The organism is Lentzea sp. NPDC102401, from assembly GCF_044765805.1.
GTDB classification, from domain to species: domain Bacteria; phylum Actinomycetota; class Actinomycetes; order Mycobacteriales; family Pseudonocardiaceae; genus Lentzea; species Lentzea sokolovensis.
In genome coordinates this window covers 228,526-255,033 of the sequence record NZ_JBIWKS010000011.1, presented here as the reverse complement: position 1 = coordinate 255,033, position 26,508 = coordinate 228,526, and the positions used below count along the sequence as shown (strand labels likewise).

Annotated in this window: 26 protein-coding genes; 17 read left to right on the top strand and 9 right to left on the bottom strand. The window is 69.0% G+C overall.

Going from position 1 to position 26,508, the window contains the following annotated elements; all coding sequences use genetic code 11:
• Nucleotides 1–298 precede the first annotated feature (298 nt).
• The 5 genes from ACIRG5_RS33620 to glp all read right to left on the bottom strand — a co-directional run bounded on the left by ACIRG5_RS33620 (nt 299) and on the right by glp (nt 7,108).
• Nucleotides 299–2,452, bottom strand: coding sequence for an AAA family ATPase (locus ACIRG5_RS33620; protein WP_402912297.1), 2,154 nt, complete (start codon nt 2,450–2,452; stop codon nt 299–301).
• Nucleotides 2,453–2,623: 171 nt separating this feature from the next.
• The gene (pssA, locus tag ACIRG5_RS33615; protein ID WP_402912294.1) at nt 2,624–3,592 is read right to left on the bottom strand and encodes a CDP-diacylglycerol--serine O-phosphatidyltransferase; all 969 of its coding nucleotides are present in this window, start codon (nt 3,590–3,592) and stop codon (nt 2,624–2,626) included.
• The gene (locus tag ACIRG5_RS33610; RefSeq protein ID WP_402912291.1) at nt 3,592–4,287 is read right to left on the bottom strand and encodes a phosphatidylserine decarboxylase; all 696 of its coding nucleotides are present in this window, start codon (nt 4,285–4,287) and stop codon (nt 3,592–3,594) included. Before ACIRG5_RS33610 ends, pssA begins: the two co-directional genes overlap by 1 nt.
• Nucleotides 4,288–4,490: 203 nt before the next feature.
• Nucleotides 4,491–5,915 (bottom strand): M48 family metalloprotease, encoded by a 1,425-nt coding sequence (locus ACIRG5_RS33605; protein WP_402912288.1) that lies wholly within the window; start codon nt 5,913–5,915, stop codon nt 4,491–4,493.
• Nucleotides 5,912–7,108, bottom strand: a complete 1,197-nt coding sequence (gene glp, locus ACIRG5_RS33600) for a gephyrin-like molybdotransferase Glp (protein ID WP_402912285.1) — start codon at nt 7,106–7,108, stop codon at nt 5,912–5,914. Before glp ends, ACIRG5_RS33605 begins: the two co-directional genes overlap by 4 nt.
• 72 nt (nt 7,109–7,180) lie before the next feature.
• On the opposite strand from glp, the gene ACIRG5_RS33595 reads away from it, so the two are divergent.
• From ACIRG5_RS33595 to ACIRG5_RS33575, 5 genes are all read left to right on the top strand, one after another.
• Nucleotides 7,181–7,822: an AIM24 family protein gene (locus tag ACIRG5_RS33595; RefSeq protein WP_402912282.1), complete on the top strand. Its 642-nt coding sequence runs from the start codon at nt 7,181–7,183 to the stop codon at nt 7,820–7,822.
• Between the two features lie 88 nt (nt 7,823–7,910).
• A complete protein-coding gene (locus tag ACIRG5_RS33590; RefSeq protein WP_090014840.1) occupies nt 7,911–8,117 on the top strand; it encodes a cold-shock protein in 207 nt (68 codons plus the stop codon).
• Nucleotides 8,118–8,199: 82 nt separating this feature from the next.
• Complete coding sequence (locus tag ACIRG5_RS33585; RefSeq protein WP_402912279.1) at nt 8,200–9,420, top strand: serine/threonine-protein kinase; 1,221 nt, start codon at nt 8,200–8,202, stop codon at nt 9,418–9,420.
• Nucleotides 9,421–9,631: 211 nt separating this feature from the next.
• The gene (groL, locus tag ACIRG5_RS33580; protein ID WP_319975861.1) at nt 9,632–11,251 is read left to right on the top strand and encodes a chaperonin GroEL; all 1,620 of its coding nucleotides are present in this window, start codon (nt 9,632–9,634) and stop codon (nt 11,249–11,251) included.
• Between the two features lie 194 nt (nt 11,252–11,445).
• Nucleotides 11,446–11,781: a hypothetical protein gene (locus ACIRG5_RS33575; protein ID WP_402912276.1), complete on the top strand. Its 336-nt coding sequence runs from the start codon at nt 11,446–11,448 to the stop codon at nt 11,779–11,781.
• Between the two features lie 112 nt (nt 11,782–11,893).
• Here ACIRG5_RS33575 and ACIRG5_RS33570 read toward each other — a convergent pair whose 3' ends face one another.
• Both ACIRG5_RS33570 and ACIRG5_RS33565 read right to left on the bottom strand, forming a co-directional pair.
• Nucleotides 11,894–12,370: a carboxypeptidase regulatory-like domain-containing protein gene (locus tag ACIRG5_RS33570; RefSeq protein WP_169746023.1), complete on the bottom strand. Its 477-nt coding sequence runs from the start codon at nt 12,368–12,370 to the stop codon at nt 11,894–11,896.
• Nucleotides 12,371–12,375: 5 nt separating this feature from the next.
• Nucleotides 12,376–12,981 (bottom strand): sigma-70 family RNA polymerase sigma factor, encoded by a 606-nt coding sequence (locus tag ACIRG5_RS33565; protein ID WP_319975859.1) that lies wholly within the window; start codon nt 12,979–12,981, stop codon nt 12,376–12,378.
• A gap of 357 nt (nt 12,982–13,338) precedes the next feature.
• Between ACIRG5_RS33565 and ACIRG5_RS33560 the strand changes: the two genes are divergently transcribed.
• The 5 genes from ACIRG5_RS33560 (at nt 13,339) to ACIRG5_RS33540 (ending at nt 18,436) form a co-directional block, all read left to right on the top strand.
• A complete protein-coding gene (locus ACIRG5_RS33560) occupies nt 13,339–13,998 on the top strand; it encodes a copper homeostasis protein CutC (protein WP_402912273.1) in 660 nt (219 codons plus the stop codon).
• A 79-nt stretch (nt 13,999–14,077) separates the two neighbouring features.
• Nucleotides 14,078–15,355: an extracellular solute-binding protein gene (locus ACIRG5_RS33555; protein WP_402912270.1), complete on the top strand. Its 1,278-nt coding sequence runs from the start codon at nt 14,078–14,080 to the stop codon at nt 15,353–15,355.
• A gap of 2 nt (nt 15,356–15,357) precedes the next feature.
• Entirely contained in the window at nt 15,358–16,242 is an 885-nt protein-coding gene (locus ACIRG5_RS33550; RefSeq protein ID WP_319975856.1) for a sugar ABC transporter permease, read from the top strand.
• Complete coding sequence (locus ACIRG5_RS33545; protein ID WP_402912266.1) at nt 16,239–17,072, top strand: carbohydrate ABC transporter permease; 834 nt, start codon at nt 16,239–16,241, stop codon at nt 17,070–17,072. The genes ACIRG5_RS33550 and ACIRG5_RS33545 overlap by 4 nt, the downstream gene beginning before the upstream one ends.
• Nucleotides 17,069–18,436 carry a beta-N-acetylhexosaminidase gene (locus tag ACIRG5_RS33540; protein WP_402912263.1) on the top strand — a complete coding sequence of 456 codons (1,368 nt, stop codon included), beginning with the start codon at nt 17,069–17,071 and terminating at the stop codon, nt 18,434–18,436. Before ACIRG5_RS33545 ends, ACIRG5_RS33540 begins: the two co-directional genes overlap by 4 nt.
• A 6-nt stretch (nt 18,437–18,442) precedes the next feature.
• Here the strand turns inward: ACIRG5_RS33540 and ACIRG5_RS33535 are convergent, their stop codons facing one another.
• Both ACIRG5_RS33535 and ACIRG5_RS33530 read right to left on the bottom strand, forming a co-directional pair.
• A complete protein-coding gene (locus ACIRG5_RS33535) occupies nt 18,443–18,673 on the bottom strand; it encodes a PspC domain-containing protein (protein WP_319975853.1) in 231 nt (76 codons plus the stop codon).
• 84 nt (nt 18,674–18,757) lie between these two features.
• Nucleotides 18,758–19,141, bottom strand: a complete 384-nt coding sequence (locus ACIRG5_RS33530) for a VOC family protein (RefSeq protein ID WP_402912259.1) — start codon at nt 19,139–19,141, stop codon at nt 18,758–18,760.
• Nucleotides 19,142–19,170: 29 nt separating this feature from the next.
• On the opposite strand from ACIRG5_RS33530, the gene ACIRG5_RS33525 reads away from it, so the two are divergent.
• From ACIRG5_RS33525 to ACIRG5_RS33495, 7 genes are all read left to right on the top strand, one after another.
• A complete protein-coding gene (locus tag ACIRG5_RS33525; protein WP_402912257.1) occupies nt 19,171–20,001 on the top strand; it encodes an AAA family ATPase in 831 nt (276 codons plus the stop codon).
• Entirely contained in the window at nt 19,998–20,972 is a 975-nt protein-coding gene (locus ACIRG5_RS33520; RefSeq protein WP_402912254.1) for a VWA domain-containing protein, read from the top strand. Before ACIRG5_RS33525 ends, ACIRG5_RS33520 begins: the two co-directional genes overlap by 4 nt.
• On the top strand, nt 20,965–22,056 hold the full coding sequence (locus ACIRG5_RS33515; protein ID WP_402912251.1) for an XdhC family protein: 1,092 nt from the start codon (nt 20,965–20,967) through the stop codon (nt 22,054–22,056). Before ACIRG5_RS33520 ends, ACIRG5_RS33515 begins: the two co-directional genes overlap by 8 nt.
• A gap of 80 nt (nt 22,057–22,136) precedes the next feature.
• The gene (locus ACIRG5_RS33510; RefSeq protein WP_319975848.1) at nt 22,137–22,652 is read left to right on the top strand and encodes a (2Fe-2S)-binding protein; all 516 of its coding nucleotides are present in this window, start codon (nt 22,137–22,139) and stop codon (nt 22,650–22,652) included.
• Complete coding sequence (locus ACIRG5_RS33505; protein ID WP_402912248.1) at nt 22,649–25,075, top strand: xanthine dehydrogenase family protein molybdopterin-binding subunit; 2,427 nt, start codon at nt 22,649–22,651, stop codon at nt 25,073–25,075. The genes ACIRG5_RS33510 and ACIRG5_RS33505 overlap by 4 nt, the downstream gene beginning before the upstream one ends.
• A complete protein-coding gene (locus tag ACIRG5_RS33500; RefSeq protein WP_402912245.1) occupies nt 25,072–25,896 on the top strand; it encodes an FAD binding domain-containing protein in 825 nt (274 codons plus the stop codon). Before ACIRG5_RS33505 ends, ACIRG5_RS33500 begins: the two co-directional genes overlap by 4 nt.
• Nucleotides 25,893–26,489, top strand: coding sequence for an SRPBCC family protein (locus tag ACIRG5_RS33495; RefSeq protein WP_402912242.1), 597 nt, complete (start codon nt 25,893–25,895; stop codon nt 26,487–26,489). The genes ACIRG5_RS33500 and ACIRG5_RS33495 overlap by 4 nt, the downstream gene beginning before the upstream one ends.
• Nucleotides 26,490–26,508: the final 19 nt, after the last annotated feature.

The window sequence follows — 26,508 nt, the reverse complement described above, 5'->3', positions numbered from 1 at the left end:
TGCTTCCTGGAGCTCCGCCCCAGACCCCGCCAAACTGCTCAAAACCCGAGGTCCACGCCGTACGCAGGTTGATGGCACGCCTTTTGCTTTGGGCGGAGTTGCGTTGCGCAGGTAGTTGCGTTGGTGGGGTGGTTTCGTCGCGAGCCGAGCCAAGAGCAAGAGCTGTGGCACGACTCGTGACGAAACCACCCCACCCAGACCGCAAGCCAAGGACGGCTCGCCTTCGCCTTCGCGGGAGTGTCAGACCTCGTCGCTAATTTGGGTCGCGGGGGGTCCTGACATCGAGGGGACCCCTGCGTCAGCGTGCCGTCGCGTAAGCGGCCAGCGATGCCAGCTGTGCCGGGTCCAGTGACGGGCGCACCACTGCCCTCGCCTTGGCCAGGTGGGCCTGCGTCACCTCGGCCGCGTCCAGAGACTCCCGCATCGCCGTCAAAGCCGCCTCGCGGATCAGGGCCGCGCAGTCTGCCGCCGAGTACATGTCCAGATCCTCGGCCAACTCGGCCAGGTCCACGTCGCCGGAAAGCGGCGTGTTCCGGGACGAGGCCTTGAGGATTTCCGTGCGCGCCTCGGCGTCCGGTGGTGGCACGTAGATGATGCGTTCCAACCTGCCTGGGCGGAGCAGGGCCGGGTCGATCAGTTCTGGGCGGTTGGTCGCGGCGATCACGACCACGTCGCGCATGGGTTCCACGCCGTCCAGTTCGGTCAGCAGGGCGGCTACCACTCGGTCGGCCACGCCGGAGTCCGAGGACTGGCCTCGGCGTGGGGCCAGGGCGTCCACCTCGTCCAGGAAGACGAGGGCCGGGGCGGCGTCGGCTGCTCGGCGGAAGAGTTCGCGGACCGCCCGTTCGGATTCTCCTACGAACTTGTCCATCAGCTCGGCGCCCTTGACGGTCAGGACGTTCAGCTGGCCCGTGCCTGCCAGTGCTCGGACCAGGAAGGTCTTGCCGCATCCCGGCGGGCCGTAGAGCAGGAGGCCGCGCGGCGGGTCCACGCCCAGGCGGGCGAAGGAGTCCGGGTAGCGCAGGGGCCAGAGGGCCGCTTCCGTGAGGGCCTGCTTGACCTCCTTCATGTCGCCCACGTCGTCCAGCGTCAGTCCGCCGGTCTGGACCGTGTCGGAGGCGGACATGGAGATCGGGCGGACCGTGTTCAGGGCGCCCAGCAGATCCTCTTGTCCCACACGGGGTTCTGCCACCTCGCGTTGGCGGAGGGCGGCTCGGACCGCTGCTTCGCGGCGCAGGGCGCAGAGGTCCGCCGCCACGAAACCCGGTGTGCGGGCGGCTACCTCGCCGAAGTCCACATCGGACTCCACCGGGACGTCGCGCAGCAGCACCCGCAGGAGTTCGGTCCTGCCCGCGGCGTCGGGGAGGGGGAGTGTCAGCTCGCGGTCCACCAGGTCGGGGGCGCGCAGGCGGGCGTCCACCGACTCCGCGCGGGCCGAGGTGACCACGAGCGCGAGGTTCGGGCGGGAGATGGCCGTGCGCAGGATGTCCAGGACGACGGTCGCCACCGGTGGCGGTGCGGTGGGCAGCAGTGCGTCGATGTCGGTGAGGAGCAGGACCGTGGGCTGCTCGGGGACGCCCGCGATCGCGTCACCGAGTTGCTTCGCCATCGCGCCCGGTTCGAGGACGGCGATGCTCGGCGCGGCCAGTTCCACGACCGTCGCTTTGACCGAACGAGCGACGGCGCGGACCAGCGTTGCCTTGCCGACGCCTTCCGGGCCGCTGATCATGGCTGCCAGGCGGGCGGAGGCGCCCAGCTTGGTGAGGAGTTCGGGCTGGCGGAACATCAGCTCCAGCCACTCCGTCAGGCGACGCGCCTGTTCGCGCTGGCCCACCAGGTCCGCGAGCGGCAGCGCCTCGTGCTTCTCCTGCACCACCACCGGCGTCACCTCGGCGGCGGGTGCCGAGGCCGAACGCCAGCCCACGACGCTCGACGGCTGCACGGCCACCGGGCCCGCAGGGTCGGTCGAGGTGATGGTGATCAGCTCGTTCGTCCACGTCATGCCGATGGCGTTGGACAGCTTGCGGCGCGTCTCGGAGACATTCGCGCCGGGCGGCGGTGCGAGGTCCTGGGGGAGCAGCGAGACGTTGTCGCCGACGGTCAGGACCTTGCCCGTCAACGCCATGCGCACGTGGTCCGGCGTCAGTGCCGTGGTGGCCAGCCGTGAGCCCGCGACGGTGATCGAACGCGCGGCGGTCACCTGAACGGGAGCCACGACGATCTCGGAGCCCTCGACCACGCCGAGGTTGGTGAGCGTCACGTCGTCGACCAGGACCACGCCCGGCGGCTGCTCGCCGGCGGCGGCCAGAGCGGCGCTCACGCGGGCACCGGTCAGCTTCACGGCGTCCCAGGCACGCAGGCCCAGGGCGTCGAGCACCTCGGGATGAAGGCGGACTACGCCGCGCCGGGTGTCCAGAGCGGACGGGGACAGGCGAGCCGTCAGCGTGATCACGATGCCGACTCTAGTGGTGTGGCCCGGAACGTCGCCGGGGGAATTCGCGGCCGCGAGGCGCCCTGCTGAGCGTGAACTACCTCGCCGACGTTCCGGGTCGCGCCACTGGTTCCTCACGACGACCTCGGGCCGGACACGACGAACGTGTCCGGCCCGAGTGAGCAGGAGCGACTAGCGCTTCGGCTGCCGCCGAAGTCCCAGCTGTCGCCACGAGCGACGGCGTCCGTTGGTAGAGGACACCGCGCCCTCTGCGGTAGCGGCGACAGCACCATCACGCCGAGGCCGGCGCACGGCCCGCATGGCCGCACCGGCCACACGACCGCGCAATGGCTGCCGCAGACCGAGTCGACGAGCCGCAACCCCATGCGCCCGCTTGATCGCACGGCGGTCGGCGCTGGTGACGGTCCACGCCTCCGGATGCTTCGACAGCCACATGTACCGCCGCACCGAGTAGGGCAGGTGCGCCAGGTACACGACCATCGCGATGATCAACGCCACCAACGGGTAGGTGATCACAGCGGCGGCGAGCAACCCCACGGCGACGAGCAACGGGGCCACCGCGCGCGGCGGCACCTTCACGGTCTTCACCGACAGGGTCGGGATGCGGGAGACCAGGAGCATCGCGACCAGGACGGTCCACGCTGCCACGACGTAGGAGTTGTTCCACCAGCCGGCGGTGCGGACCTGCTCCTCGATGATCAGGGGCAGCAGCAACAACAACCCGCCTGCGGGAGCGGGGACGCCTACGAAGAACTCCTTCGCGAACGGTGGTTGTTCCTTCTCCAGCAACGTGTTGAAGCGGGCGAGGCGGACCACCATGCAGACCGCGAAGATCAGCGCGATGACCCAGCCCGCGCGGTTGCCCTCGAACTTCCACAGGTAGATCGCGAGGGCCGGCGCCACGCCGAACGAGATGGCGTCGGCCAGCGAGTCCAGCTCCGCGCCCATCTTCGACGTCGCGTCCAGCAGGCGGGCGATGCGGCCGTCCAGGCCGTCGAAGACGGCGGCTGCCGCGATCGAGGCGATGGCCGCGCCCCACATGCCGACGTTCGCGAAGTGCACCGCGGACAGGCCCGAGCACATGGCCAGGACCGTGATCGCGTTCGGCAGCAGGCGGACGCTGGGCCCGCTGGGAGCCATCAGGCTTCCGGGAGCTCGGCGAGGACGGTCTCGCCGCCGATGGTGCGCTGGCCCGCCTCGACCAGGACGCGGCTGCCGCGCGGCACGTAGAGGTCCACTCGCGAGCCGAAGCGGATCAGGCCGTAGGTCTGGCCGGCGGTGACCTTCTCGCCCTCGGCGACCTCGCACACGATGCGGCGGGCGACCAGGCCGGCGATCTGCACGACGACGAGGTCGTGGCCGTCGACCGTCCGCAGCCACACGGTGTTGCGCTCGTTCTCCTCGGAGGCCTTGTCGAGGTCGGCCGAGAGGAACTTGCCGGGGTGGTACGAGACCTGGACGATCTCGCCGTCCGCGGGCACGCGCTGCACGTGCACGTCGAACACCGAGAGGAACACGCTGACGCGCGTCATCGGCTGGGTGCCGAGGCCGAGCTCGGCGGGCGGGACGGCGTCGACCACGTGCGAGACGGTGCCGTCGGCCGGGGCCACGGCGAGGTTCGGACGGGTCGGCGTCACGCGCTTCGGCTCGCGGAAGAACCACGCCACCCACGCCGTGACCAGGGCGAGGACTACGCCCAGGCGCTTGAAGCGCAGCCGGACGAGGAGGGTCGCGATCGCCGCGGCGGCCACGAACGGGCGGCCTGCCGGGTGCATCGGCGGCACCATGCCGCGCGCGAGTTCGAGGAAGTGGGAGACGGGCTTCTCGCTGCTCATCGTGTCTGGGGGTCCGTAGCTTCCGTGAGTTGTCGGGCGCCAACACGCTACGGCAACACGCCAAACCGCCCATCGGGACTGCCGGAAAGACAAGTGGCCGGTCGGCCCGTGCATCCCCCGACGAATGCGCGGGCCGACCGGCACCTGCGGGCAGTGTAATCCCCGTCACATGGCGTGAACAACGTCGCTGGGTGAGCGTTCCGTCACAGTCCGTCGACGCCGAGGTTCTGCAGCCTCAAGCGCACGTCAGCGACCTGATTAGCGTCCCGCACGGCCGGTGCGACCAGGTCTTCCGGGTAGACCGCAGCTCCGTCGGGCAACCGCAGGACGAACAGTCCTCCCCAGTTGAGTTCCAGCGTCGCGCGGTTAGTCGTCACAAGCAGGTCAGACACCATGCAACCGAGTAGTTCCGTCACGGCCTCGACGGCGGCGTCGTGCACCTGCTCCGGGGTCAGCGACGCGTCCACCGGCGCCCCCGTCAGCTTGTGCAGCTCGGCACGCGACAACGCCGCCAGCACGTCCGCCAGCGTCTCGCCGACCTTGCTCACCCGGCCCGCGTGCCGCAGCGCGTCGGCGTAGCGGCGCACGAGCACCGGCCCGGCCAGCGGCGCGAGCTCCTGCCAGGTGATCGGCGGACCCTGCACCCCGACCAGTGCCGCGACGGCCTCGGGCGGGGTGCCGTCGAGCAACGACCACGCGCGCCGTTCGTCGACCGCCTCCGTCACGCCGCCGGAGAACGGGGAGAGCTGCCTGATCGTCGCCACCCGCTCGCGGATCGGCGGATGGCTGTCGAAGATCGACGACGGCTCCTGCGCGGCCATCAGCGGTTCGATCTCGCGCAGCTGGTGCACGCGCCGCGGGTGGTCCAGGTAGGCGCGGAAGCCCTCCAGCAACGGCGGTGTGCGCCCGGCCAGCACGGCCAGCGAGACGTACCAGCGCAGGTACTCGCTCCAGGCCTCGCCGAGCGGGCCGCCGCGCAGCAACGACCGCGCCGTCGCCTCCGCCCCGGCCGCCGCCACGGACACCTCGTCGGCGAACCGCTCGTGCTTGCGGCTCTCCGAGGCCGCGACCAGCGCGTACAGCCTCGCCCACGCGTAGAGGACGGCGGACAGGTAGCTGCCCTGCCCGATCACCATGCCCAGGGCGAGCTTCGCGCGGAACGTCACCGCCGACACCTGCGTGTGGCCGCCGCCGTAGTGACCGAGCTCGTGGGCGACCACCGACCGCAGCTCACCGATCGTCATGCCGGCCACGAACGGCAGGCCCAGTTCCAGGTAGCGCGTGCCGTGGCGCTCCCACACGCCCGCGTTCGCCTCGTTGACGAGCCGGATGTCGTCGGGGCTGCGGGTGCCGGCCAGCACGGCCAGTTCGTCGACGTGCCGCCACAGCTCCGGGTGCGTCGCGCGGGTCAGCGGGACGCCGGTCGGCCGCGGCCGGGCCCAGAACGCCCTGACCATCGCGTACAGCGACGGCCCGCCGACGATGAGCGTCAACGCGGTGAGGAACGCCCCGCCCTCGACGTCGCCCCGGTCGAACAGGACGTACGCGAGAACGCCCAGCAACACGGTGAGGCCCAGCGCGAGCACGAAGAACCCGGCGAGCATCACCAGGGCCAGTGCCGCTCTCACTGGAGGTGTCGGACGGTGACCTCGGCCCCCGCCGCCAGCTCCGTGACGTCCTCGGGCACCTCGATCAGGCAGTTCGACAGCGCGAGCGCCGACAGCAGGTGCGACCCCGGCCCGCCCACGGGCGTCACGACCTCGCCGGACGACGGGTCGTGCAGGCCGCGCCGGAACTGGGTCTTCCCCGCCGGAGAGGTGAGAGGAGCCGTGATGGTCGCTCGCACCGTGTGGCGTTCCGGCTGCGTGTGGCCCATGGACGCGAGCAGCGCCGGTCGCACGAACACCTCGAACGACACCTGCGCGCTCACCGGGTTGCCCGGCAGCGACAGCACCGGCACGCCCTCGTAGCGGCCGGAGCCCTGCGGCCCTCCCGGCTGCATCGCGACCTTGGTGAACTCCACGTCGTGGCTCGCGAAAGCGTCCTTGACCACCTCGTACGCCCCCGCGCTGACACCGCCGGACGTCACGATCACGTCCACCGAACCGAGGTACGGCGCCAGCGCGCGGTGGAACTCCTCGACGTCGTCCGGCACGAACCGCAGCTGCACGGCGACGCAGCCCGCGTCCCGCACGGACGAGGCCAGCATCATGCCGTTCGACTCGTAGATCTGCCCCGGCTGCAGCGGCTTGCCCGGTTCGACCAGCTCGGAGCCCGTCGACAGGACCAGCACGCGCGGACGGCGGCGCACCGGCAACTCGGGGAAGCCGAGGGCGGAGGCGAGACCGAGCGTGGACGGGCGCAGCACCGTGCCCGCGGCCAGCACCGCGTCGCCCTTGCGCACGTCGTCGCCGCCGGTGCGGATGTTCTGGCCGGGCGCCACGGCCCGATCGATCGTCACGGTCTCCGTGCCGCCGTCGGTCCACTCGACCTGAACGACCGCGTCCGCTCCGGGCGGCAGCGGGGCGCCGGTCATGATCCGCTGCACGGTGCCGGGCACCAGCGGGTTCAGCCGCGTGCGGCCCGCGGGGATGTCGTCGGCGACCGGCAACCGGACCGGGAGCTCACCGGCCAGATCGGCGGCCAGCACCGCGTACCCGTCCATCGCGGAGTTGTCGAACGGCGGCAGGTCGAGCGGCGCGATGACGTCGGCGGCGAGCACGAGCCCGAGGCACTCGTCGAGCGGGAGCTGCAGCACGGGCATCGACCCGACGAGCTCCGCGACGCGCTGGCGGTGTTCGGCGACAGTGGTGGGGGACACGACTGCATACTGCCAACGTCGCGGCGCTCGTGACGGCCGCTTTGCCCCCTTTCCTTCCCGGAGGTGTTGTTCGTGCAGGTCCGGACCAGGCACACACCGACGTTCGGCGTGGCGAGACTCGTCCTCGCGCCCGGCGAGGCGGTGCTGGTCGACCCGCTGACCATCGCGGCCACGAGCTACGGGCTCACGGTCGAGGTGAAGGGCTCGGGCACGAAGGCGGTGGCGCTGTGCACGTCGGGCGCGGAGGGCGGCTGGATCGACGCGGCCCCGGTGCTGCCCGGTGACCTGCACCAGATCGAGCTCGACGGGGCGTACGGCTGGTGCCTCGCCCGGCACAGCTGGATCGCGTCGAGCAGCACGGTGGCGATGAACCCCGAGGCGCCGCCGATGCAGGCGATCTTCGGAGGCGTCGAGGGCTTCATGAACTACGCGCACGGCAAGGGCGCGATGGTGCTCGCCTGTTACGGCGCGCTCGACCTCGTGACGCTGGAAGCCGGGGAAGCGGTGACCATCAGCAGCGATCACGTCGTGGCGTTCGCGGACACCGTGCAATGCCGTCTCCGGCCGTCCGTGCCCGATGGCGTGCAATCCATTCAGACCGGTGAGGGCCTGGTGTTCGACTTCGCCGGTCCTGGTGCCGTGCTGACGCAGACGCGCGGCCCTCGCCGGCTCACCACCTGGTTGCGCGCCAACGGAGTCAGCTCCCGTTCATGACTCCGTAAGGAGGTATCCGCGTGAGATTTCTTCTTTTAGCGTTGCTCTCTGCGCTTTGCGTGAGATGCGCGATCTGAAGGAGGACGTCTTGGCTCTCGGTACCGTCAAGTGGTTCAACTCCGAAAAGGGATACGGCTTCATCGCGACCGATGGCGGGCCCGACGTGTTCGTGCACTACTCGGCGATCCAGATGGAAGGCTTCCGGACCCTGTCAGAAGGCGACCGGGTCGAGTTCGAGGTGCAGGCGGGGCGGGACGGGCGCAGCCAGGCGTCGGACGTGCGCCGAGCCAGCTGACCGACCCGGCCAGACGTCACTCTGATCACGGCTTCGGCCGACCCGGGGCAAGCCGATCCGGCCGGACGTTAGGCTGCCTTGCGTGTCGGAGGACCTGAGCGGACGGCGAATCGCCCATTACCGGATCGACGGTGTGCTGGGTCGCGGTGGCATGAGCGTGACGTACCGGGCCACGGACGTGAGGCTCGGCCGGAAGGTCGCGCTCAAGGTCATCGGTGAGCACCTCGCGCCCGACGCGGAGTTCCGCGAGCGGTTCGTCGACGAGGCGCGCAACACCTCCGCGATCGACCACGCGAACATCGTGCCGCTGTACGACTTCGACGAGGTCGACGGCCTGCTCTACATCGCCATGCGGCTCGTGGACGGCCAGGACCTGTCCGGGCACATCAAGGAGGGGCCGCTCACCCCCGCGCGCACGTTGTCGTTGCTCGCCCAGGTGGCCGAGGCGCTCGACATGCTGCACGGCAAGGGCCTCGTGCACCTCGACGTGAAGCCCGCCAACGTGCTGGTGACCCAGAAGGAAGGCGTGCGCGAGCACGTCTACGTCGCCGACTTCGGCCTCACCCGCCGCGGCGCCACCGGCCACCGCACCCGAACGGGTGATTTCCTCGGCTCGCCGACCTACGCGGCGCCGGAACACCTGCGCGGGGAGCCCGTCGACGGCCGCACCGACCAGTACGCGCTCGCCTGCATGATCTTCGCCTGCCTGTCCGGCCGACCGCCGTTCCAGGGCGGTGTGCAGGAGGTCATCCACGGCCACCTCGGCAGCGTCGTTCCCGCGTTGTCGCAGGTCGTGGCGTTGCCGCCGGCCATCGACGACGTGATCCGCAAGGGCACCTCGAAGGACCCGTCGCAGCGGTACGCGAACTGCGCCGAGCTCATCAACGCCGCCCGCGTCGCTCTCGCCGGAGTCGCGCAGGGCTCGGCTCCCGCTCAACTCGGGCCGCAGTCCGGCTCGTTCCCGGCTCAAGCGCCGATGTCCGGGCCGATGCCGATCCAGCAGGGCCAGTACCAGGGCGGCTACCAGCAGCCCCTGTCGGACCCGGTCCGGCTGCGCCCGCCGAACCAGGTGGGTGTGAGCGCGTTCACGGCCGGCAAGAAGGAGCGCCCCGCGTGGTTCGCGCCGGTCATCGCGGCCGCGGTGGCGATCGTGGTGATCATCATCGTGGTGGTGGTCCTGTCGCCGGGTGACGAGCCCGCACGTCAGCCCAAGACGAGCTCCGCGCCGTCGCTGAACATCGGCGACGAGACGACCTCGAACAAGCCGCTGCCCACCTCTGTGCCGGTGCGCACGTCTCGCTGAGAGTCCCCTGGGTTCGCTTGCACTCGACGTGCCCGAGTGCTAAAACCGACTTAGCACTCGGCTCCATTGAGTGCCAAAAGTGAGGCTGGGACGGTGAGGCCCTCCGGGGTCGTCCGTCGCGGGCACCGAGCCTGGCCACGCGAATCGTGTTCCGCTGCGGGCAGGTGCTCGCAGTGGCCCAGAATCCACATAGGCGGAGGAACACACCGCAATGGCCAAGATGATTGCGTTCGACGAGGAAGCCCGTCGCGGTCTCGAGCGCGGGATGAACATCCTCGCTGACGCCGTCAAGGTGACGCTCGGCCCGAAGGGCCGCAACGTCGTGCTCGAGAAGAAGTGGGGCGCGCCGACCATCACCAACGATGGTGTCTCCATCGCGAAGGAGATCGAGCTCGAGGACCCGTGGGAGAAGATCGGGGCCGAGCTCGTCAAGGAGGTCGCGAAGAAGACCGATGACGTCGCTGGTGACGGCACCACCACCGCGACCGTGCTCGCCCAGGCACTGGTCCGCGAGGGCCTGCGCAACGTGGCCGCGGGTGCGAACCCGCTCGGCCTCAAGCGTGGCATCGAGCAGGCCGTCGAGGCCATTGCCGAGCAGCTGCTGAAGAACGCCAAGGAGATCGAGACGAAGGAGCAGATCGCTGCTACCGCGTCCATCTCCGCCGCTGACCCCACGATCGGCGAGCTCATCGCCGAGGCGATGGACAAGGTCGGCAAGGAAGGCGTCATCACCGTCGAGGAGAGCAACACCCTCGGGCTCGAGCTGGAGCTCACCGAGGGCATGCGCTTCGACAAGGGCTACATCTCCGGTTACTTCGTGACCGACCCCGAGCGTCAGGAAGCGACCCTCGAGGACCCGTACATCCTGCTGTTCGGCTCCAAGATCTCCACGGTCAAGGACCTGCTCCCGCTCCTGGAGAAGGTCATGCAGGGCGGCAAACCGCTGCTGATCATCTCCGAGGACGTCGAGGGCGAGGCCCTGGCGACCCTGGTCGTGAACAAGATCCGTGGCACCTTCAAGTCCGTCGCCGTCAAGGCGCCTGGCTTCGGTGACCGCCGCAAGGCCATCCTCCAGGACATCGCCACCCTCACCGGTGGCCAGGTCATCACCGAGGACGTCGGCCTGAAGCTGGAGAACGCCGACATCTCGCTGCTGGGCAAGGCCCGCAAGGTCGTCGTCACCAAGGACGAGACGACCATCGTCGAGGGTGCAGGTGACGCGGAGCAGATCCAGGGCCGCGTCAACCAGATCCGCGCCGAGATCGAGAAGTCGGACTCCGACTACGACCGCGAGAAGCTCCAGGAGCGCCTCGCCAAGCTCGCCGGCGGCGTCGCCGTCATCAAGGCGGGCGCGGCCACCGAGGTCGAGCTCAAGGAGCGCAAGCACCGCATCGAAGACGCGGTCCGCAACGCCAAGGCCGCCGTTGAAGAGGGCATCGTCGCCGGTGGTGGCGTCGCGCTGCTTCAGGCTGCCGAGGTCGCCTTCGCGGGCCTGAAGCTCACGGGCGACGAGGCCACTGGCGCCAACATCGTCAGGGTCGCCGTCGAGGCTCCGCTGAAGCAGATCGCCGTCAACGCCGGCCTCGAAGGCGGCGTCGTGGTCGAGCGCGTCAAGTCCCTCCCCTCTGGCGAGGGCCTGGACGCCGCGACCGGCGAGTACAAGGACCTGATCAAGGCCGGCATCATCGACCCGGCCAAGGTCACCCGGTCCGCGCTGCAGAACGCCGCGTCCATCGCCGCCCTGTTCCTGACGACGGAAGCCGTCGTCGCGGACAAGCCGGAGAAGAACGCCGCGCCCGCCGCGCCGGACGCCGGCGGCATGGACTTCTGAGTCCGTCCGCACCGCATCACCTCTGAAAGGCCCGGTTCGCTTCGGCGAGCCGGGCCTTTCGGCATTTCGGGCCGGATGAACGGAAATGACGGACCGGTCACACGTGACCGGTTGGTGATCTGTCCGGGAAACCGCCCTGCCGAAAGGATGAGACCAGTCCGCAAAGGGCTGATCCATCAAGAGGGGGATGTGAGATGAAGGCGAAGTACGCAACTGTTCTGGCGGCGTCGGCCATTGCGATCGGGGGATTCGCAGGGCTCGCGGCACCGGCGTCCGCCGCGCCGTCCGGTGAGGTGTCGGTGCAGGCCAGCTGCTCCGCGCAGCCCATCAACGATGGCAAGGGCCACCTCGGTGCCAACGTGAGGTGCACCGGCCTCGGCAACTTCTTCACCGGCTTCATCGACTGCAGGCGCACGGACAACGGATTCGTGTACCGCCACTTCGGCACTCGCGCCGCGAACGATGGTGTTTCAACCGTGTGGTGCGACTACACCGCCGTCGTCGTCGGGCACGGTGGCATTCAGTCCTAGGTCGCTGCCAGGGGGACAACGGCCGGCCGCAGGCATCCCTGCGGCCGGCCGTTGCCGGTCACTCAGCCGAAGAGACGCGAACCCCAGAACCCCAGAAACCCCAGCCGAAGCGTCAAAGCATGATCGTGGGCGTGACGACGGTCCGCCCGGGCTCTCCACGAGAATTCACCAGGTGCACCAGGATCTGCGTGGTCCCGGCCGGCACGTCGGGCAGCACGAACCGTCCCCCGTCATCCGCCCGCGTGCAGGACGACTGATGATCGGCGACCCGCACCTCGACCTCGTGCTCCCCGGCGGGCACCAGCCACCCGTCGATCCGGTGCCGTGACCCGGTCGAGGTGAAGTTCACCATCAACGTCAGGTTGTCGACCGTGAACGTGATCGTGCCGGTCTGCCCGCCCCGGACCCCGGCGAACGATCCGGCCCGCTCCCAGCGCGCGACCTCCACGTCCAGGGATTCCAGGGCGATCGCGAACTTCACTCGGTCCACCAGGTCGGCGGGTGGCGGGTCCAGTTCGTCGACGAGCCTGTTCAGCTCGGAGAGGACGGCGGTGTCCTCAGGGCCCCTGCGGTCGTCGCGCGGGTCGATCTCGTTCACCGCGATCCTCCTTCCGTCTCCAGGTAGTTGCGCAGCAGTGTCAGACACCGTCCCCTGGTCGGACCGATGCTGCCGTGGGGCATGGCCAGTGCCTCGGCGACTGCCCGGTACTCCGCGCGGCCCGCGAGCACGGTGAGTCGGAGCAGTTCCTGGCATCTCGTGGTCAGTCGGCCGAACGCGAGCCACAGGCGGCGGTCGCGGTCGTCCAGCAGCGTCACGTCCTCCGGCAGGCCGGTGTCGGACTCGAGCTGTTCGGCGTATTCGTCGGACAGGTGCGTCTCACGCTTGTTGGGTGTCCAGGTTCGGCGTGCTTCACGCCTCGTTGTGACCACCAGATAGCCGACCAGGGCTTTGGGCTCGTTGATGTTCTCGATGTTCTTCAAGAACGCCAGCCACACGGTCTGCACCACGTCTTCCGCGGCGGCCCTGTCCAGGCCCTGGCCACGGGCGACGTGCCACAACAGCGGGGTCAGCTCGGTCACCAGCACGTCCAGCGCGTTGCGGTTGCCCTCACGCGCGGCCTCCACGCACATCGCATGTCGTTCGGTGCCTTCAAGCCCGTCCCACGGCGGACGGTCATCCGCCGTGTGCAGCTCGTCCATGCAGCACCTCCGATCGGCCGCCCTTGTCAGCGCCGTCCGCCAACTCATGAAGGGCTAACTGGGCGGTAGATACAAAATTCACTCGATTGGAGCAGTACCACCGCCGGGTCGACCCTCATCTTCCTCCGGGTATGCCAGCGGCCCGTGATTCCCCCTCCGAGTCACGGGCCGCCAGTGGTGGGAGCCCGCGCCGGCCGGCACCCCTCGAACCGGCTGACGCGTGCTCCACGCCTGAACAAAGCGCTCATCCGAAAAGAGCGGGGTTCAGGCGAGCAGATACAGCCTCCGACGCACGAAGCGGCGACAAGGCTCCGCGATTCCCGAAAGCACACGACGAAGACCGTTATGGTCTAGACCATGCCGATTCTCGAAGTGATCGCACTGGACGCGAAGGACGCCGTTGCCGCCCAGGCGGGAGGTGCTGACCGGCTCGAACTGGTCGCCGACATGGCCTCGGACGGGCTCACGCCGTCGGTCGCCACCTTCAAAGAGGTCCGAAGCGCCGTGGACATCCCCATCCGCGTGATGCTCAGGGACTCCAAGGGGTTCGCGCCGGGCAACCTCAAGCACCTGCGCAGGCGGGCCTGGGAGCTCAGGGAGGCCGGCGCCACCGAGTTCGTCCTCGGCTTCCTCGACGCGGAGGGCGAGATCGACGAGGGCGTCACGCTCAACCTCCTCGCCGAACTGGAGGGCTGTGCCTGGACCTTCCACCGCGCGCTGGACAACTCGAACGACGTCTTCCGGTCCTGGGAGATCGTGCAGACCCTCGGCTGCGACACGGTGCTCGCCGCCGGCAGCGCGAAGGGCGTCGAGGACGGAATCGAGAACCTGAAGAAACTGGCCGACCAGGCACCTCCCGCACTGCTCGTCGGCGGCGGCCTGCAGGCTCGCCACGTCCCGGAACTGCTGGCAGCGGGCGTGAAGGGTTTTCACGTCGGCAGCGCGGTCCGTCCGTCCGGCTGGGACTCACCGGTCGACTTCGCATCAGTTCGGGAATGGGTGAATCGTCTGGTCTAGACCCTTGCCCTGGTCCGTTCTACAGTCACGTTGCTTCCTGTGGAATGGCTGTTGCACTATATGCAATGCGGAGGGCGCGATGAGGCTGAAGGCACTTGTGGCCGTGCTGGGCGTGGGCGCGGTGGTCGCCTGCGCACCGGTGCAGTCAGGACCTACGAACTCTGGCACCGACGAGCAGACCGGGCAGTTGCGGGTCTGGTTGTTCGACGAGGTCAACCGAGGTCCGAAGGAAGCCGTGGTGAAGGAGGCGATCTCCGAGTTCCAGGGCAAGCACAGCGGCGTCACCGTCGACGTCCAGTACATCCAGGTGTCGAGCCGGGCGGAGCGCTTCAAGGCCGCGTTCAGCGACCCGAAGAGCGCTCCGGACGTCGCCGAGTTCGGCAACACCGACCTCGCGGGCTACGTCTCCGCCGGCGGCTTCTCCGAGCTCGACCTGGGCAAGTGGGACGAGTCGAAGGACCTGGTCCCGTCGATCCTCGACACGGCCAAGGTCGACGGCAAGACGTACGGCGTGCCGTGGTTCGTCGGCGTGCGCGCGTTGTACTACCGCACGGACGTGTTCACCGAACTTGGCCTCAAGCCGCCGACGACGTTGGACGAGATCGCGACCACGGCTCGTGAGATCAGGCAGAAGAAGCCTGAGCTGATCGGCATCTCGGCCGGCGGCAAGTACCTGTTCGCTGCGCTGCCGTTCATCTGGGCGCAGGGCGGGGACATCGCCAAGTCCGACGGCGGCAAGTTCACCGCCACGATCGACAGCGCCGAGGCCAAGGCCGGTGTCGCGAAGTACACCGAACTGATCAAGGACGACATCTGCCCGCCCGCCATCTGCGCGGGCAACGGCGGTGACGCGAGCGTCGAGGCGTTCCGCGCGGGCAAGGCCGCGATGACCATCGGCGGCGACTTCAACCGCAAGTCGGTCGACGCTTCTTCCGCGGCCGGCAAGTACGGCGTCGTGCCGCTGCCCGGCAAGACGAAGGGCTCGGTCGCTCCCGCGTTCGCCGGCGGCAACCTGCTCGGCGTCATGAAGGGCACGCAGCGCAAGACGCTCGCGAACGAGTTCACGCAGCTGCTCGCGTCGAAGAAGTACCAGCAGAAGATGTACACGGCGATGGGCAACCTGCCGACGTTCAGCGACGTGCAGAAGCAGGTCGCGGACTCCGACAAGTTCCTGGAGCCGTTCACGAAGACCCTGCAGTCCGGCACGAAGTTCGTTCCCGTCACGCCGGCGTGGGCGAAGATCGAGGCCCAGACCGTGGTGCCGACGATGCTCCAGGAGATCGTCACCGGCGCGAAGAACGTCGACACGGCCACCGCGGACGCCGCCAAGACGATGAACGCGGCCTTCACGTCGTGAGCGTGACGGCCAAAGGCCAGGGGCGGACCGCGTTCGCCTACCTGGCTCCAGCGCTGCTGATCCTCGGAGGCCTGCTGGCCTACCCGATCTATCAGCTGGTGCTCATCTCGCTCTACGACTACGGCCAGGAGCAGGTCAGCGGCGGTGCGCCGCTCGAGTTCCTGGGCCTCGGGAACTACCAGAAACTGCTGGGCGACCAGCAGTTCTGGGGTGTCTTCGGGCAGACCGTCGCCTTCGCGGCGGTCTGCGTGGTCGGCACGTTGCTAGTGGGCGCGTTTCTCGCGATCTTGGCCACCCGCGTTCGCACGTGGGTGCGCATGACGTTGTTCCTGGCGGCGCTCGGCGCGTGGTCCACGCCCGCCGTCGCCGGCTCGACGATCTGGCTCTTCCTGTTCGACGCGAACTTCGGGTTCGTGAACGAGGTCCTGGGCATCCAGGGCTTCTCCTGGACGTTCGACAAGTGGACGGCGTTCGGACTCGTTGCCGCGCAGGTGATCTGGTGCTCGTTCCCGTTCGTCATGGTGACGCTCTTCGCGGGCATCAAGGCGATTCCGGGCGAGGTGCTGGAGGCCGCGGCACTGGACGGCGCGTCGGCGTTCCGCACGGCGTGGAGCGTCACGCTCCCGTTGCTGAAGCCGATCATCCTCGTGGTGACGATCCAGTCGATCATCTGGGACTTCAAGGTCTTCACGCAGATCTACGTGATGACGAACGGCGGCGGCATCGCCGGGCGCAACCTCGTGCTCAACGTCTACGCCTACCAGCAGGCGTTCGCGGCGTCCGAGTACGGACTGGGCGCGACCATCGGTGTCGTGATGACCGTGCTGCTGCTGGGAATCACGATGTTCTACCTCCGCGCGCTGCGGCGGTCGGGGGAGGTCCTGTGAGGCGCTGGCTGACCGAGGGCTTCGTCCTCATCATCGCCGCGGTGGTGGCGTTCCCGCTGTTCTGGATGGTGCTCAGCGCCTTCAAGCCGGAGGACGAGATCATCTCGGCCGACCCGGTGCCGTGGACGACGCGGCCGACGCTCGACAGCTTCACTCGGGCGCTGACCGTCGCGAACTTCGGGCGCTACTTCCTGAACAGCATCATCGTCGCGGTGGTCGTGGTGCTCCTGAGCATCGTGATCTCGTTCCTCGCGGCGACCGCGCTGACCCGCTTCCGGTTCCGCAGCCGCACGACGTTGCTGATCATGCTGCTGGTCGTGCAGATGGTGCCGGTCGAGGCGTTGACCGTGCCGCTGTTCTTCCTGATGCGGTCCGTCGGCGACAGCGTGCCGGTGTTCGGCCTGAACCACCTGGGCTCGCTCGTGCTGGTGCACCTGGCCTTCAGCCTGCCGTTCGCGATCTGGATGCTGCGGGGCTTCGTCGCCGCGGTGCCGGTGGAACTGGAGGAGGCCGCCACCCTGGACGGCGCCTCGCGGTTCCGGTTCCTGTGGCAGGTGCTGTTCCCGCTCGTCGCGCCCGGCCTGGTGGCGACGTCGGTGCTGTCGTTCATCCACGCCTGGAACGACTTCCTGTTCGCCAAGACGTTCATCATCTCGGCCGTGGAGAACCAGACCCTGCCGCTGGCTCTTCAGGTGTTCGTCAAACCAGACCAGAACGATTGGGGCGCGATCATGGCGGGCTCCACCCTGATGACCATCCCTGTGCTCATTTTCTTCGTGCTCGTGCAACGCCGGCTGGTGTCGGGGCTCGCGGGGGCGGTGAAGGGATGAACCTCCTCCCGCGCCCGGTGTCCTACGTGGACGGCGGGAGACTCTGCGAGTACCAGGGCTGGCAGACGGTCCTCGTCGACGGCCCGCCCGGCGGCTACCGGTTGCTCTCGTCCGACGCCGGTGTGCTGATCGAGGCGAACGACGCGGCCGGCGAGATGAACGCGCTGCAGACGCTGCGGCAGTTGCTGGGCGCCCAGGCGTTCCGGGCGGCGGGCGAGAAGCCGGCGTTCATCCCCGCGTGCGAGATCGTGGACCACCCGCGGTTCGCGTGGCGTGGCGTGATGCTGGACGTGTCGCGGCACTTCCTGCCCAAGCGGGAGGTGCTGCGATACGTCGAGCTGCTGTCCGTGCACAAGCTCAACGTCCTGCACCTGCACCTGACCGACGACCAGGGCTGGCGCTTCGAGTGCAAGCGCTACCCGAAGCTCACCGAGGCCGGGGCGTGGCGGGAGGACTCGCGGTTCGGCGACCGGCGCTCCGCAGGCATGAAAGGCAGGCCGCACGGCGGTTTCTACACGCAGGAGGACCTGCGGGAGATCGTCGAGTACGCCCGCCGGCGCTTCATCACGGTGATCCCGGAGATCGACATCCCCGGTCACTCGCAGGCGGCGATCGCGGCCTATCCGGAACTCGGCGTGCACGGCGGCGGCGTCTGGACCGACTGGGGCGTCAACGAACGCGTGCTCAACACCGAGGAGTCCACAGTGGACTTCTATCGGAACGTGTTCGACGAGCTGATGGACGTCTTCCCCGCGGAGATCATCGGACTCGGCGGCGACGAGGCTCCCGGCCACGACGGCGAACTGGTCAGGGCGATCGCGAAGCACATCGTCCGCAACGGACGGCGGCCGTACGGGTGGGACGAGATCCTCGAGTCGGGACCGTTGCCGGCGGGCACGGTCGTCGCGTCGTGGCGCGGGGTCGAGGGCGGCATCACGGCACTGGGCGAGGGCCACGACGTGGTGATGTGCCCTGAGCAGCACGTTTACCTCGACTACCGGCAGTCGGAGTCACCGGACGAGCCGATCCCGGTGGGGACGGTGACCACGCTGGAGGACGTCTACGCGTGGGATCCGGTGCCCGAAGGCCTCACGGGCGCGGAGCCAGGACGGTTGCTGGGCGCGCAGGCGAACATCTGGACCGAGCACCTCGACTCGGCCCGGCGGGTGGACTACGCGGCGTTCCCGAGGCTGGCCGCGTTCGCCGAGGTCGTGTGGTCCCCGGCGGAGAAGGACCCTGATTTCGTGCAACGGCTGCGGGAACACCATCTCCCGAGGCTCGACGCTCTGGGGGTGGAGTACCGGCCCCTCACCGGTCCCCACCCCTGGCAACGGCTCCCTGGAGTTCCCGGGTTTCCACGCTGATCACGCTTACACGGCCGCGTCTTCCTCGGGCATGAGGATCCAGGCGGCGACGTAGAGGATCGCTCCGGTGCCGAACCCGAGCAGCGTCGCCGCCACGAGGATGATCCGCAGGATCGCGGCATCCACACCGATCATCTTGGCGAGACCGCCGCAGACGCCGGCGAGCATCTTGTCGCTGCGACTCCTGCGGAGCTTCTTGACCTGGTCAGTGGCTTCGTTGAGCACGTTGTTCGTCATGGCTCAAGGTTCGTCGAAATCACGGCCTGGCACATCGGTGACCACCCCGAACCCGACCCTGATCCCTGGTCCGGACCCCAGGGTTCAGTCCAGGCAGAACTCGTTGCCCTCGACGTCCTGCATCACGATGCAGGACTCGTTCTCCTCGTCGGCCTCCATGACACGCACGCACACCGCGCCGATCGCCTCCAGCCGTGCACGCTCGGCCTGAAGCGCGGCGAGGCGGTCGCGGCCCACCATTCCACTGCCGGCCCGGACGTCGATGTGGACCCGGTTCTTCACGGTCTTCCCCTCGGGGACGCGCTGGAAGAACAGCCGCGGACCCACGCCGGTGGGGTCGTTGCAGGCGGACCACGAACCGTCTGTGTCCGGCTGTGCGTCGTAGCCGAGCACCTCGGCCCAGAACTGGGCGACGCGCGGTGGTTCCGTGCAGTCGAACGTGACCTGGATCTGCTTGATCGAACCCATTTCCCCACCGTAGTCGTACTCTGAGGCTCATGGAGTCCCCTGAGGAGCTCGCGTCAGGGCTCGACCGCGCGGGGTACCTGCCGGACGGCGGGGTGGCCACGGCGGCGTTCCTCGCGGTCGCGATGGGACGGCCGCTGTTCCTCGAAGGCGAACCCGGCACCGGCAAGACCTCGCTCGCGCTGGCGCTGGCGAAGTCGATGGACGTCCCGCTGATCCGGCTGCAGTGCCACGAGGGCATCGACGCCACGCAGGCCCTGTACGACTGGGACTACCCGCGTCAGCTCATGCACCTGCGCGTCCTGGAGACGCGCGGCGAGGTGGACGAGGCCTCCCTCTACACGCGACGGTTCCTGCTGGCCCGTCCGTTGCTGCAGGCGCTGGAGACCGCGCCGTGCGTGCTGCTCGTGGACGAGATCGACCGTGCGGACGACGAGTTCGAGGCGTTCCTGCTGGAGGTGCTGTCCGAGAACGCGGTGAGCATCCCCGAGTTCGGCGAGATCAGGGCCACGACACCGCCGCTGACCGTGCTGACCTCGAACCGGACCCGCGAGGTGCACGACGCGCTGAAGCGCCGCTGCCTCTACCACTGGCTGGAGCACCCCTCGCTCGATCGGGAGATCGCGATCCTCCGGCGCACCCTGCCCGGCCTCGACGAACGGCTCGCGCGGAAGGTCGCGGAAGCCGTTCAGCAAATGCGCGGCCTCGACCTGCTCAAGCCTCCGGGCGTCGCGGAGTCGCTGGACTGGGCGCGGGCGCTGCAGGCGCTGGGCCGCACCGAGCCGGACGTGACGACGCTCGGGGCCGTCCTGAAGTACCGGGAGGACGCGGATCGCGTGATCGGGAGCACAATCGTGGGGTGACGGAAGCCTGCGTCGGGTTCACGCGCGTCCTGCGGGGCGCCGGACTCCCGTGCGGGCCGGACCGCGTCCAGGCGTTCCTGCGGGCCACCGAGCACGTCGACCTGTACTGGGCCGGGCGCCTCACGCTGTGTGCCGATCCGGACGACCTGCCGCGCTACGACGCCGCGTACCAGGCGTACTTCGGTGGCACGCCGCCCCGTCCGCGCACGACGATCGAACTCGACTCGGTGACCGTCGGCGTGGCCGCGTCCGATGTGGAAGTGCTGAAGCACAAGGACATCTCCGAGTTCGACGCGGCACCGCTGATCGCCAGGCTGACTCCGCTCCCGCCGCGCAGACGGTCGCGCCGGCTCCGCAAGGCCCGTCGCGGCCGGATGGACCTGGCCAGGACCGTGCGCGCGATGATCGAGACCGGCGGCGAGATCGCCCTGCCGCGCCATCGCCGCCGCGGCGTGAAGGCGCGCCGGCTGGTGCTGTTGATCGACGTGTCCGGCTCGATGGCCGCCTACTCGGACGCGCTGCTGCGGTTCGCGCACGTCATCGCCCACGCCATGCCCGTCGAGGTCCGCACGATCGGCACCCGGCTGACCCGCGTCACCCGTCAGTTGCGCGAACGCGATCCGGAACGGGCTTTGCGAGCCGCTGGAAGGGCGATCCCGGACTACGAGGGCGGTACCCGGCTCGGCGACTCGTTGCGGCGGTTCAACCAGCAGTGGCGGCAACGAGGTGCGGTGGTCGTGCTGTTCAGCGACGGCTGGGAACGCGGCGACCCGAGCCTGCTGGCGACCGAGATGGCGAGGCTGAGACGCGTGAGTCACAAGGTCATCTGGGCCAACCCGCACGCGGGCAAGCCGGGCTACCGGCCGTTGCAGGGCGGTGTGGTGGCGGCGCTCCCGCACGTCGACACGATGGTCGCGGGCCACAGCGTGCACGCTTTGGAAGAACTGCTGAAGGAGGTGCGCCGTGCGTGATGTCCTCTACGACCTCGCCGAACGGGTGGCGAACGGCGAGACGGTCGGCGTCGGCACGGTGGTCGCGACCTTCAGTTCGGCGCCCCGGCCGGCGGGCGCGGCGATGCTCGTGACGCAGGACGGCGAGGCGGTCGGCAGCGTGTCCGGCGGCTGCGTCGAGGGCGCCGTCTACGACCTCGCGCAGGAGACCGGCGGCCCGGTCCTGCAGCGCTACGGGGTGAGCGACGACGACGCGTTCGCGGTCGGGCTGACCTGCGGCGGGATCATCGACATCTACGTCGAGAAGATCAGTTCGGAGACGTTCCCGCAGCTCGGTGAGGTGGTGGAGACGGTGCGCGCCGAGGAACCGGTGGCCGTCGCGACGGTCATCGAGCACCCGGACGGCATCGGCCGGCGCATGGTCATCTGGCCGGACCGGCGTGACGGCAGCCTGGGAAGCGCACGGATCGACGACGCCGTCACGGACGACGCACGCGGCATGCTGGCTTCCGGCCGCACCGGCGTGCTCCAGTACGGCCCGGACGGCCAGCGGCGCGGCGAGGGCATGAGCGTGTTCGTGAACTCGTTCGAACCGCCGCCGCGCATGCTCGTGTTCGGTGCGATCGACTTCGCCGCCGCCATGGCCCGGCTCGGCGCGTTCCTCGGCTACCGGGTGACCGTCTGCGATGCGCGACCGGTCTTCGCGACGCGCAGCCGTTTTCCGGAGGCGGACGAGGTCGTCGTCGCCTGGCCGCACAGGTACCTCGAAGGCGAAGCGTCCAAGCTCGACGAACGCACGGTCATCGCCGTTCTCACGCATGATCCGAAGTTCGACGTGCCGCTGCTGGAAGTCGCGTTGCGACTGAAGGTCGGCTACATCGGAGCGATGGGGTCGCGGCGCACGCACGAAGATCGGCTGGAACGGTTGAGGGAAGCGGGCTTGACCGAATCCGAACTTACGGCGTTGTCTTCGCCTATCGGGCTCGATCTCGGCGCCAGGACCCCTGAAGAGACCGCAGTTGCGATTGCCGCCGAGATCATCTCCTTGCGCTGGAAGGGAACCGGACGCCGGCTGACGGAGATCGAGGACCCGATTCATCGTTGATCGGGTTGTTGAACACGCAAACAGGGAGCAAGCTGAAGTGACCCTCGTCACTGAAGGCCCACCACCCTGGGAGGGTTTCAATGCACATCTCGGTCAACGTCGACGGAGTGACCTACGCCGACGAGGTCGAACCACGCCTCCTGCTCGTGCACTACCTGAGGGAGCGTTTGGGCAAGACCGGCACCGTCGTCGGTTGCGACACCGGCAACTGCGGCGCCTGCACTGTCCACCTCGATGGCCACAGCGTGAAGTCGTGCCAGATGCTCGCCGTGCAGGCGAACGGGCACGAGGTCACCACCGTCGAAGGCCTCGCCCGCGACGGCAAGCTGCATCCGGTGCAGGAGGCGTTCCACTCCAACCACGCGTTGCAGTGCGGTTTCTGCACGCCCGGGATGATCATGCAGGCCATCGACCTGCTCGCCGACGAGTCCGATCCCGACGACGAGACCGTGCGCAAAGGCCTGGAGGGCAACCTCTGCCGCTGCACGGGCTACCAGAACATCGTGCGCGCGGTTCAGGACGCCGCGCAGCGGATGAAACCCGGCGCGGGCCCGGAGATCGAGCAGCGGACGCCGCACGCGGTAGGTGGCGAATGACCGCCACCGCGGAACCGGAGATCGGCAGGGCCCGGCTCCGCAAGGAGGACGCGCGGCTGATCACCGGCCAGACCACGTGGACCGACAACCTCCAGCTGACCGGCATGCTGCACATGGCGGTGCTGCGCAGCCCCATCGCCCACGCCCGCATCACCAACATCGACGTCAGTCGCGCGACGTCGATGCCCGGTGTGGCCGTGGTGCTCACCGGTGAGGATCTCGCGGCGGAGCAGGGATCTCTGCCCTGCGCGTGGCCGATCACCGAGGACATGAAGGCCCCGCCCGCACCCGCACTGGCCGTCGGACAGGTCAACTTCGCCGGTGAGGCGGTCGCACTCGTGATCGCCGACAGCGCGTACCGGGCAGCGGACGCGCTGGAGGCCATCGACGTCGACTACGACGAGCTGCCGGTCGTGCTCGACATGGAAGAAGCGTTGCGGGACAACGATCTCGTGCACGAAGACCTCGGCACGAACAAGTGCGCCACGTGGATCTTCGACTCCGCCGAGGCGGGGGCGGGGACCGACGTCGAGGACGAGATCGCGTCGGCCGAGGTCGTGATCGAGCGGACGTTCAAGCAGCAGCGGCTGATCCCGGCGTTCATGGAACCGCGTTCGGTCGTCGTGGACACGACCGCGGGCATGTACACGGTCTGGTCCGCGACGCAGATCCCGCACATCCTGCGCTGGATGCTGTCGGCCGTCACGGGCATCGCCGAGCACAAGCTCCGCGTGATCGCGCCGGACGTCGGCGGAGGGTTCGGCGGCAAGCTCCAGGTCACGCCGGAAGAGGTGCTGTGCCTGCTGGTCGCGCGCCGGATGGGCCGTCCGGTGAAGTGGACGGAGTCGCGCACCGAGTCGATGCTGTCCGCGCACCACGGCCGCGACCAGATCCAGAAGCTCACGCTGTCCGCCCGCCGCGACGGCACCGTGACCGGCCTGAAGGTCGAGCTGCTCGCCGACATGGGCGCGTACCTGCGCCTGGTCACGCCGGGTGTGCCGATCCTGGGCGCGTTCATGTTCAACTCGATCTACAAGTTCGCCGCCTACCGGTTCGTGTGCACCAACGTGTTCACGAACAAGGTGCCCACCGACGCCTACCGCGGCGCCGGACGGCCCGAGGCCACGTTCGCGATCGAGCGGATGATGGACGAACTCGCGGTCGAGCTCGGCATGGAGCCGATGAAGATCCGCGAGCTGAACTGGATCAAGCACGAGGAGTTCCCGTTCAACACGGTCGCCGGGCTGACCTACGACTCCGGCAACTACGAGGCCGCGACGGCTCGCGCGATGGAACTGTTCGGGTACGACGAGTTGCGCGAGGAGCAGGCGCGGCGTCGTGCCGACGGTTCTGTCGTGCAGCTGGGCATCGGAATCTCCACCTACACCGAGATGTGCGGCCTCGCGCCGTCCCGCGTGCTGGGCGCTTTGCGTTATGCCGCAGGCGGATGGGAGACCGCGTCGATCCGCATGCTGCCCACCGGCAAGGTCGAGGTGATCACCGGGACCTCGCCGCACGGCCAGGGCCACGAGACGGTGTGGTCGCAGATCGTCGCCGACCGGCTGGGCGTGCCGTTCGAGGACGTCGAGGTGCTGCACGGCGACACGGCCACGTCGCACAAGGGCATGGACAGCTACGGCTCGCGCTCGCTGGCCGTCGGTGGCACAGCTCTGGTGCACGCGGCGGAGAAAGTGCTGGCCAAGGCCCGAACGTTGGCCGCGCACATGATGGAGTGCGACGAGTCGGACGTGGAGTTCGCTGCCGGCTCGTTCTCCGTTCGCGGCACGTCGACCGTGCGGACCCTTGGTGATGTCGTGCTGGCCGCGCACGTCGCGCACGACCTGCCCGAGGGCATGGAACCCGGCATGGACGCCGACGCCACGTTCGACCCGGACAACTTCTCGTTCCCGCACGGAACCCATTTGTGCGCAACGGAAGTCGACACCGAGACGGGCATGGTTCGCATCAGCCGGTACGTGGCCGTGGACGACGTCGGCGCGGTCATGAACCCGTTGATCGTCGACGGTCAGGTGCACGGCGGGCTCGCGCAGGGCATCGCGCAGGCGTTGTACGAAGAAGCCACGCACGACGAGATGGGCACGCTGACGACGGCGACGTTCGCCGACTACCTCGTGCCGTGCGCGGCGGACCTGCCGGCTTTCCTGACGGACCGCACCGAGACGCCGGCGACATCCAACCCGTTGGGTGCCAAGGGAGTCGGCGAGGCGGGCACGATCGCCTCGACACCGGCCGTGGTCAACAGCGTGCTGGACGCCGTGCGGCACCTGGGCGTGCGGGACATCGAGATGCCGATGTCGCCGGAGCGCGTGTGGACCGCTTTGCAGGGACGGCCGGATCCCGGTGCCGGTGAGGTCGCCGCGGGTGGGCTCGGTTCGATCGACACGCAGGGAGGACAGTCGTGATCCCGGCGGAGTTCAGGTACCTGTTCCCGTCCTCTGTGGACGAAGCCGTGCGGATGCTCGCCGAGGAGGGCGAGGACGCCAAGGTCATCGCGGGCGGGCAGTCGCTCGTGCCGGTGCTGCGCATGCGGCTGGCGGCACCCACGGCGTTGATCGACATCGGCGGCCTGACCGAGCTGACGGGCGTGCGCGACGACGGCGACTCGTTGCTCATCGGTGCCATGACCACGCATTACGAGGTGCAGCGCGATCATCTGGTGCACGACCACGCGTTGCTTCTGAAGCTGGTCACGGACACGGTGGCCGATCCGCAGATCCGGCACCGCGGCACGTTCGGCGGCTCGCTGTGCCACGCGGATCCGGCAGGCGACCTGCTGGCACCCGCGCTGGCACTGGACGCGGTGATGATCATCGCCGGTCCTGGCGGACGGCGGGAGGTGCCAGCGGCGGAGTTCTTCGTCGACTACTTCACGACGGCGCTGGCTCCCGACGAGATCCTGCTCGACGTCCGCGTGCCGAAGTACACCGGCTGGGGCGCGCACTACGAGAAGCTCAACCGGGTCGCGCAGGCGTGGTCGATCGTCGCGGTCGCGGCGGCCGTGCAGGTGCGTGACGGATCCATCTCCGCTGCCAGGGTCGGCCTCACGAACCTGGGGTCCGGACCGCTGCGGGCCGTCGACGTCGAGGAGGCCCTGGTCGGGCAGCCCGCTTCCGCCGAGGTGATCTCCGAGGCGGCTCTGCGGGCGTCCACCGGTGACAGCTACAAGGACAACTTGGCCCGCGTGCTGACCGGTCGTGCGCTGACGGCGGCGGTCTCGGGATGAAGTTGACGCACTCGTTCGCGTCGCCGGGGCCCGCCGAGGAGGTGTGGGCGGCGCTGATCGATCCCGAACGGGTGGCGCCCTGCCTGCCCGGCGCCACGCTGACCTCGGTGGACGGCAAGTCGTTCGGCGGGGAGGTGAAGGTCAAGCTCGGCCCGGTGCAGCTGCTGTACCGGGGGACCGGCGAGTTCGTGGAGATCGACCCGGTGCTGCGCCGCGCCGTCATGAAAGCCGCAGGTAAGGACACCCGCGGCAACGGCACGGCGTCCGCTGTCGTGACCTTCGTGGTCGGTGATTCGGTCGAGGTGGAGACCGACCTGGCGATCACCGGCCGTCCGGCGCAACTCGGCCGCGGCCTGATCGCCGAGGTCAGCGGCAAGCTCGTCGACCAGTTCGCGGAATGCCTGGCGAGCACGCTGGGATCCGTGGATCCTGACGAGGTGGCGCAACAGCAGCATCTCCGAGTGGTCCCCGACGAGCCGATCGACCTGATCGACACGGCAGGCGTTCCGGTGTTGAAGCGCGTGCTGCCCCTCGCGGTCGCCGCGGCGGCGGTCGTGCTGTTCGTGGTCCTGCGACGCAGGCGGCAGCGCTGAAGCGTGGGCTCCGGTGGCC

What these genes read in the sequence shown, in the direction of transcription:
- ACIRG5_RS33510 (WP_319975848.1), top strand. Translation starts at nt 22,137, where the DNA reads ATGCACATCTCGGTCAACGTCGACGGAGTGACCTACGCCGACGAGGTC.
- groL (WP_319975861.1), top strand. Translation starts at nt 9,632, where the DNA reads ATGGCCAAGATGATTGCGTTCGACGAGGAAGCCCGTCGCGGTCTCGAG.
- ACIRG5_RS33575 (WP_402912276.1), top strand. Translation starts at nt 11,446, where the DNA reads ATGAAGGCGAAGTACGCAACTGTTCTGGCGGCGTCGGCCATTGCGATC.
- pssA (WP_402912294.1), bottom strand. Translation starts at nt 3,592, where the DNA reads ATGGCTCCCAGCGGGCCCAGCGTCCGCCTGCTGCCGAACGCGATCACG.
- ACIRG5_RS33535 (WP_319975853.1), bottom strand. Translation starts at nt 18,673, where the DNA reads ATGACGAACAACGTGCTCAACGAAGCCACTGACCAGGTCAAGAAGCTC.
- ACIRG5_RS33525 (WP_402912257.1), top strand. Translation starts at nt 19,171, where the DNA reads ATGGAGTCCCCTGAGGAGCTCGCGTCAGGGCTCGACCGCGCGGGGTAC.
- ACIRG5_RS33565 (WP_319975859.1), bottom strand. Translation starts at nt 12,981, where the DNA reads ATGGACGAGCTGCACACGGCGGATGACCGTCCGCCGTGGGACGGGCTT.
- ACIRG5_RS33555 (WP_402912270.1), top strand. Translation starts at nt 14,078, where the DNA reads ATGAGGCTGAAGGCACTTGTGGCCGTGCTGGGCGTGGGCGCGGTGGTC.
- ACIRG5_RS33540 (WP_402912263.1), top strand. Translation starts at nt 17,069, where the DNA reads ATGAACCTCCTCCCGCGCCCGGTGTCCTACGTGGACGGCGGGAGACTC.
- ACIRG5_RS33530 (WP_402912259.1), bottom strand. Translation starts at nt 19,141, where the DNA reads ATGGGTTCGATCAAGCAGATCCAGGTCACGTTCGACTGCACGGAACCA.
- ACIRG5_RS33495 (WP_402912242.1), top strand. Translation starts at nt 25,893, where the DNA reads ATGAAGTTGACGCACTCGTTCGCGTCGCCGGGGCCCGCCGAGGAGGTG.
- ACIRG5_RS33560 (WP_402912273.1), top strand. Translation starts at nt 13,339, where the DNA reads ATGCCGATTCTCGAAGTGATCGCACTGGACGCGAAGGACGCCGTTGCC.
- ACIRG5_RS33505 (WP_402912248.1), top strand. Translation starts at nt 22,649, where the DNA reads ATGACCGCCACCGCGGAACCGGAGATCGGCAGGGCCCGGCTCCGCAAG.
- ACIRG5_RS33610 (WP_402912291.1), bottom strand. Translation starts at nt 4,287, where the DNA reads ATGAGCAGCGAGAAGCCCGTCTCCCACTTCCTCGAACTCGCGCGCGGC.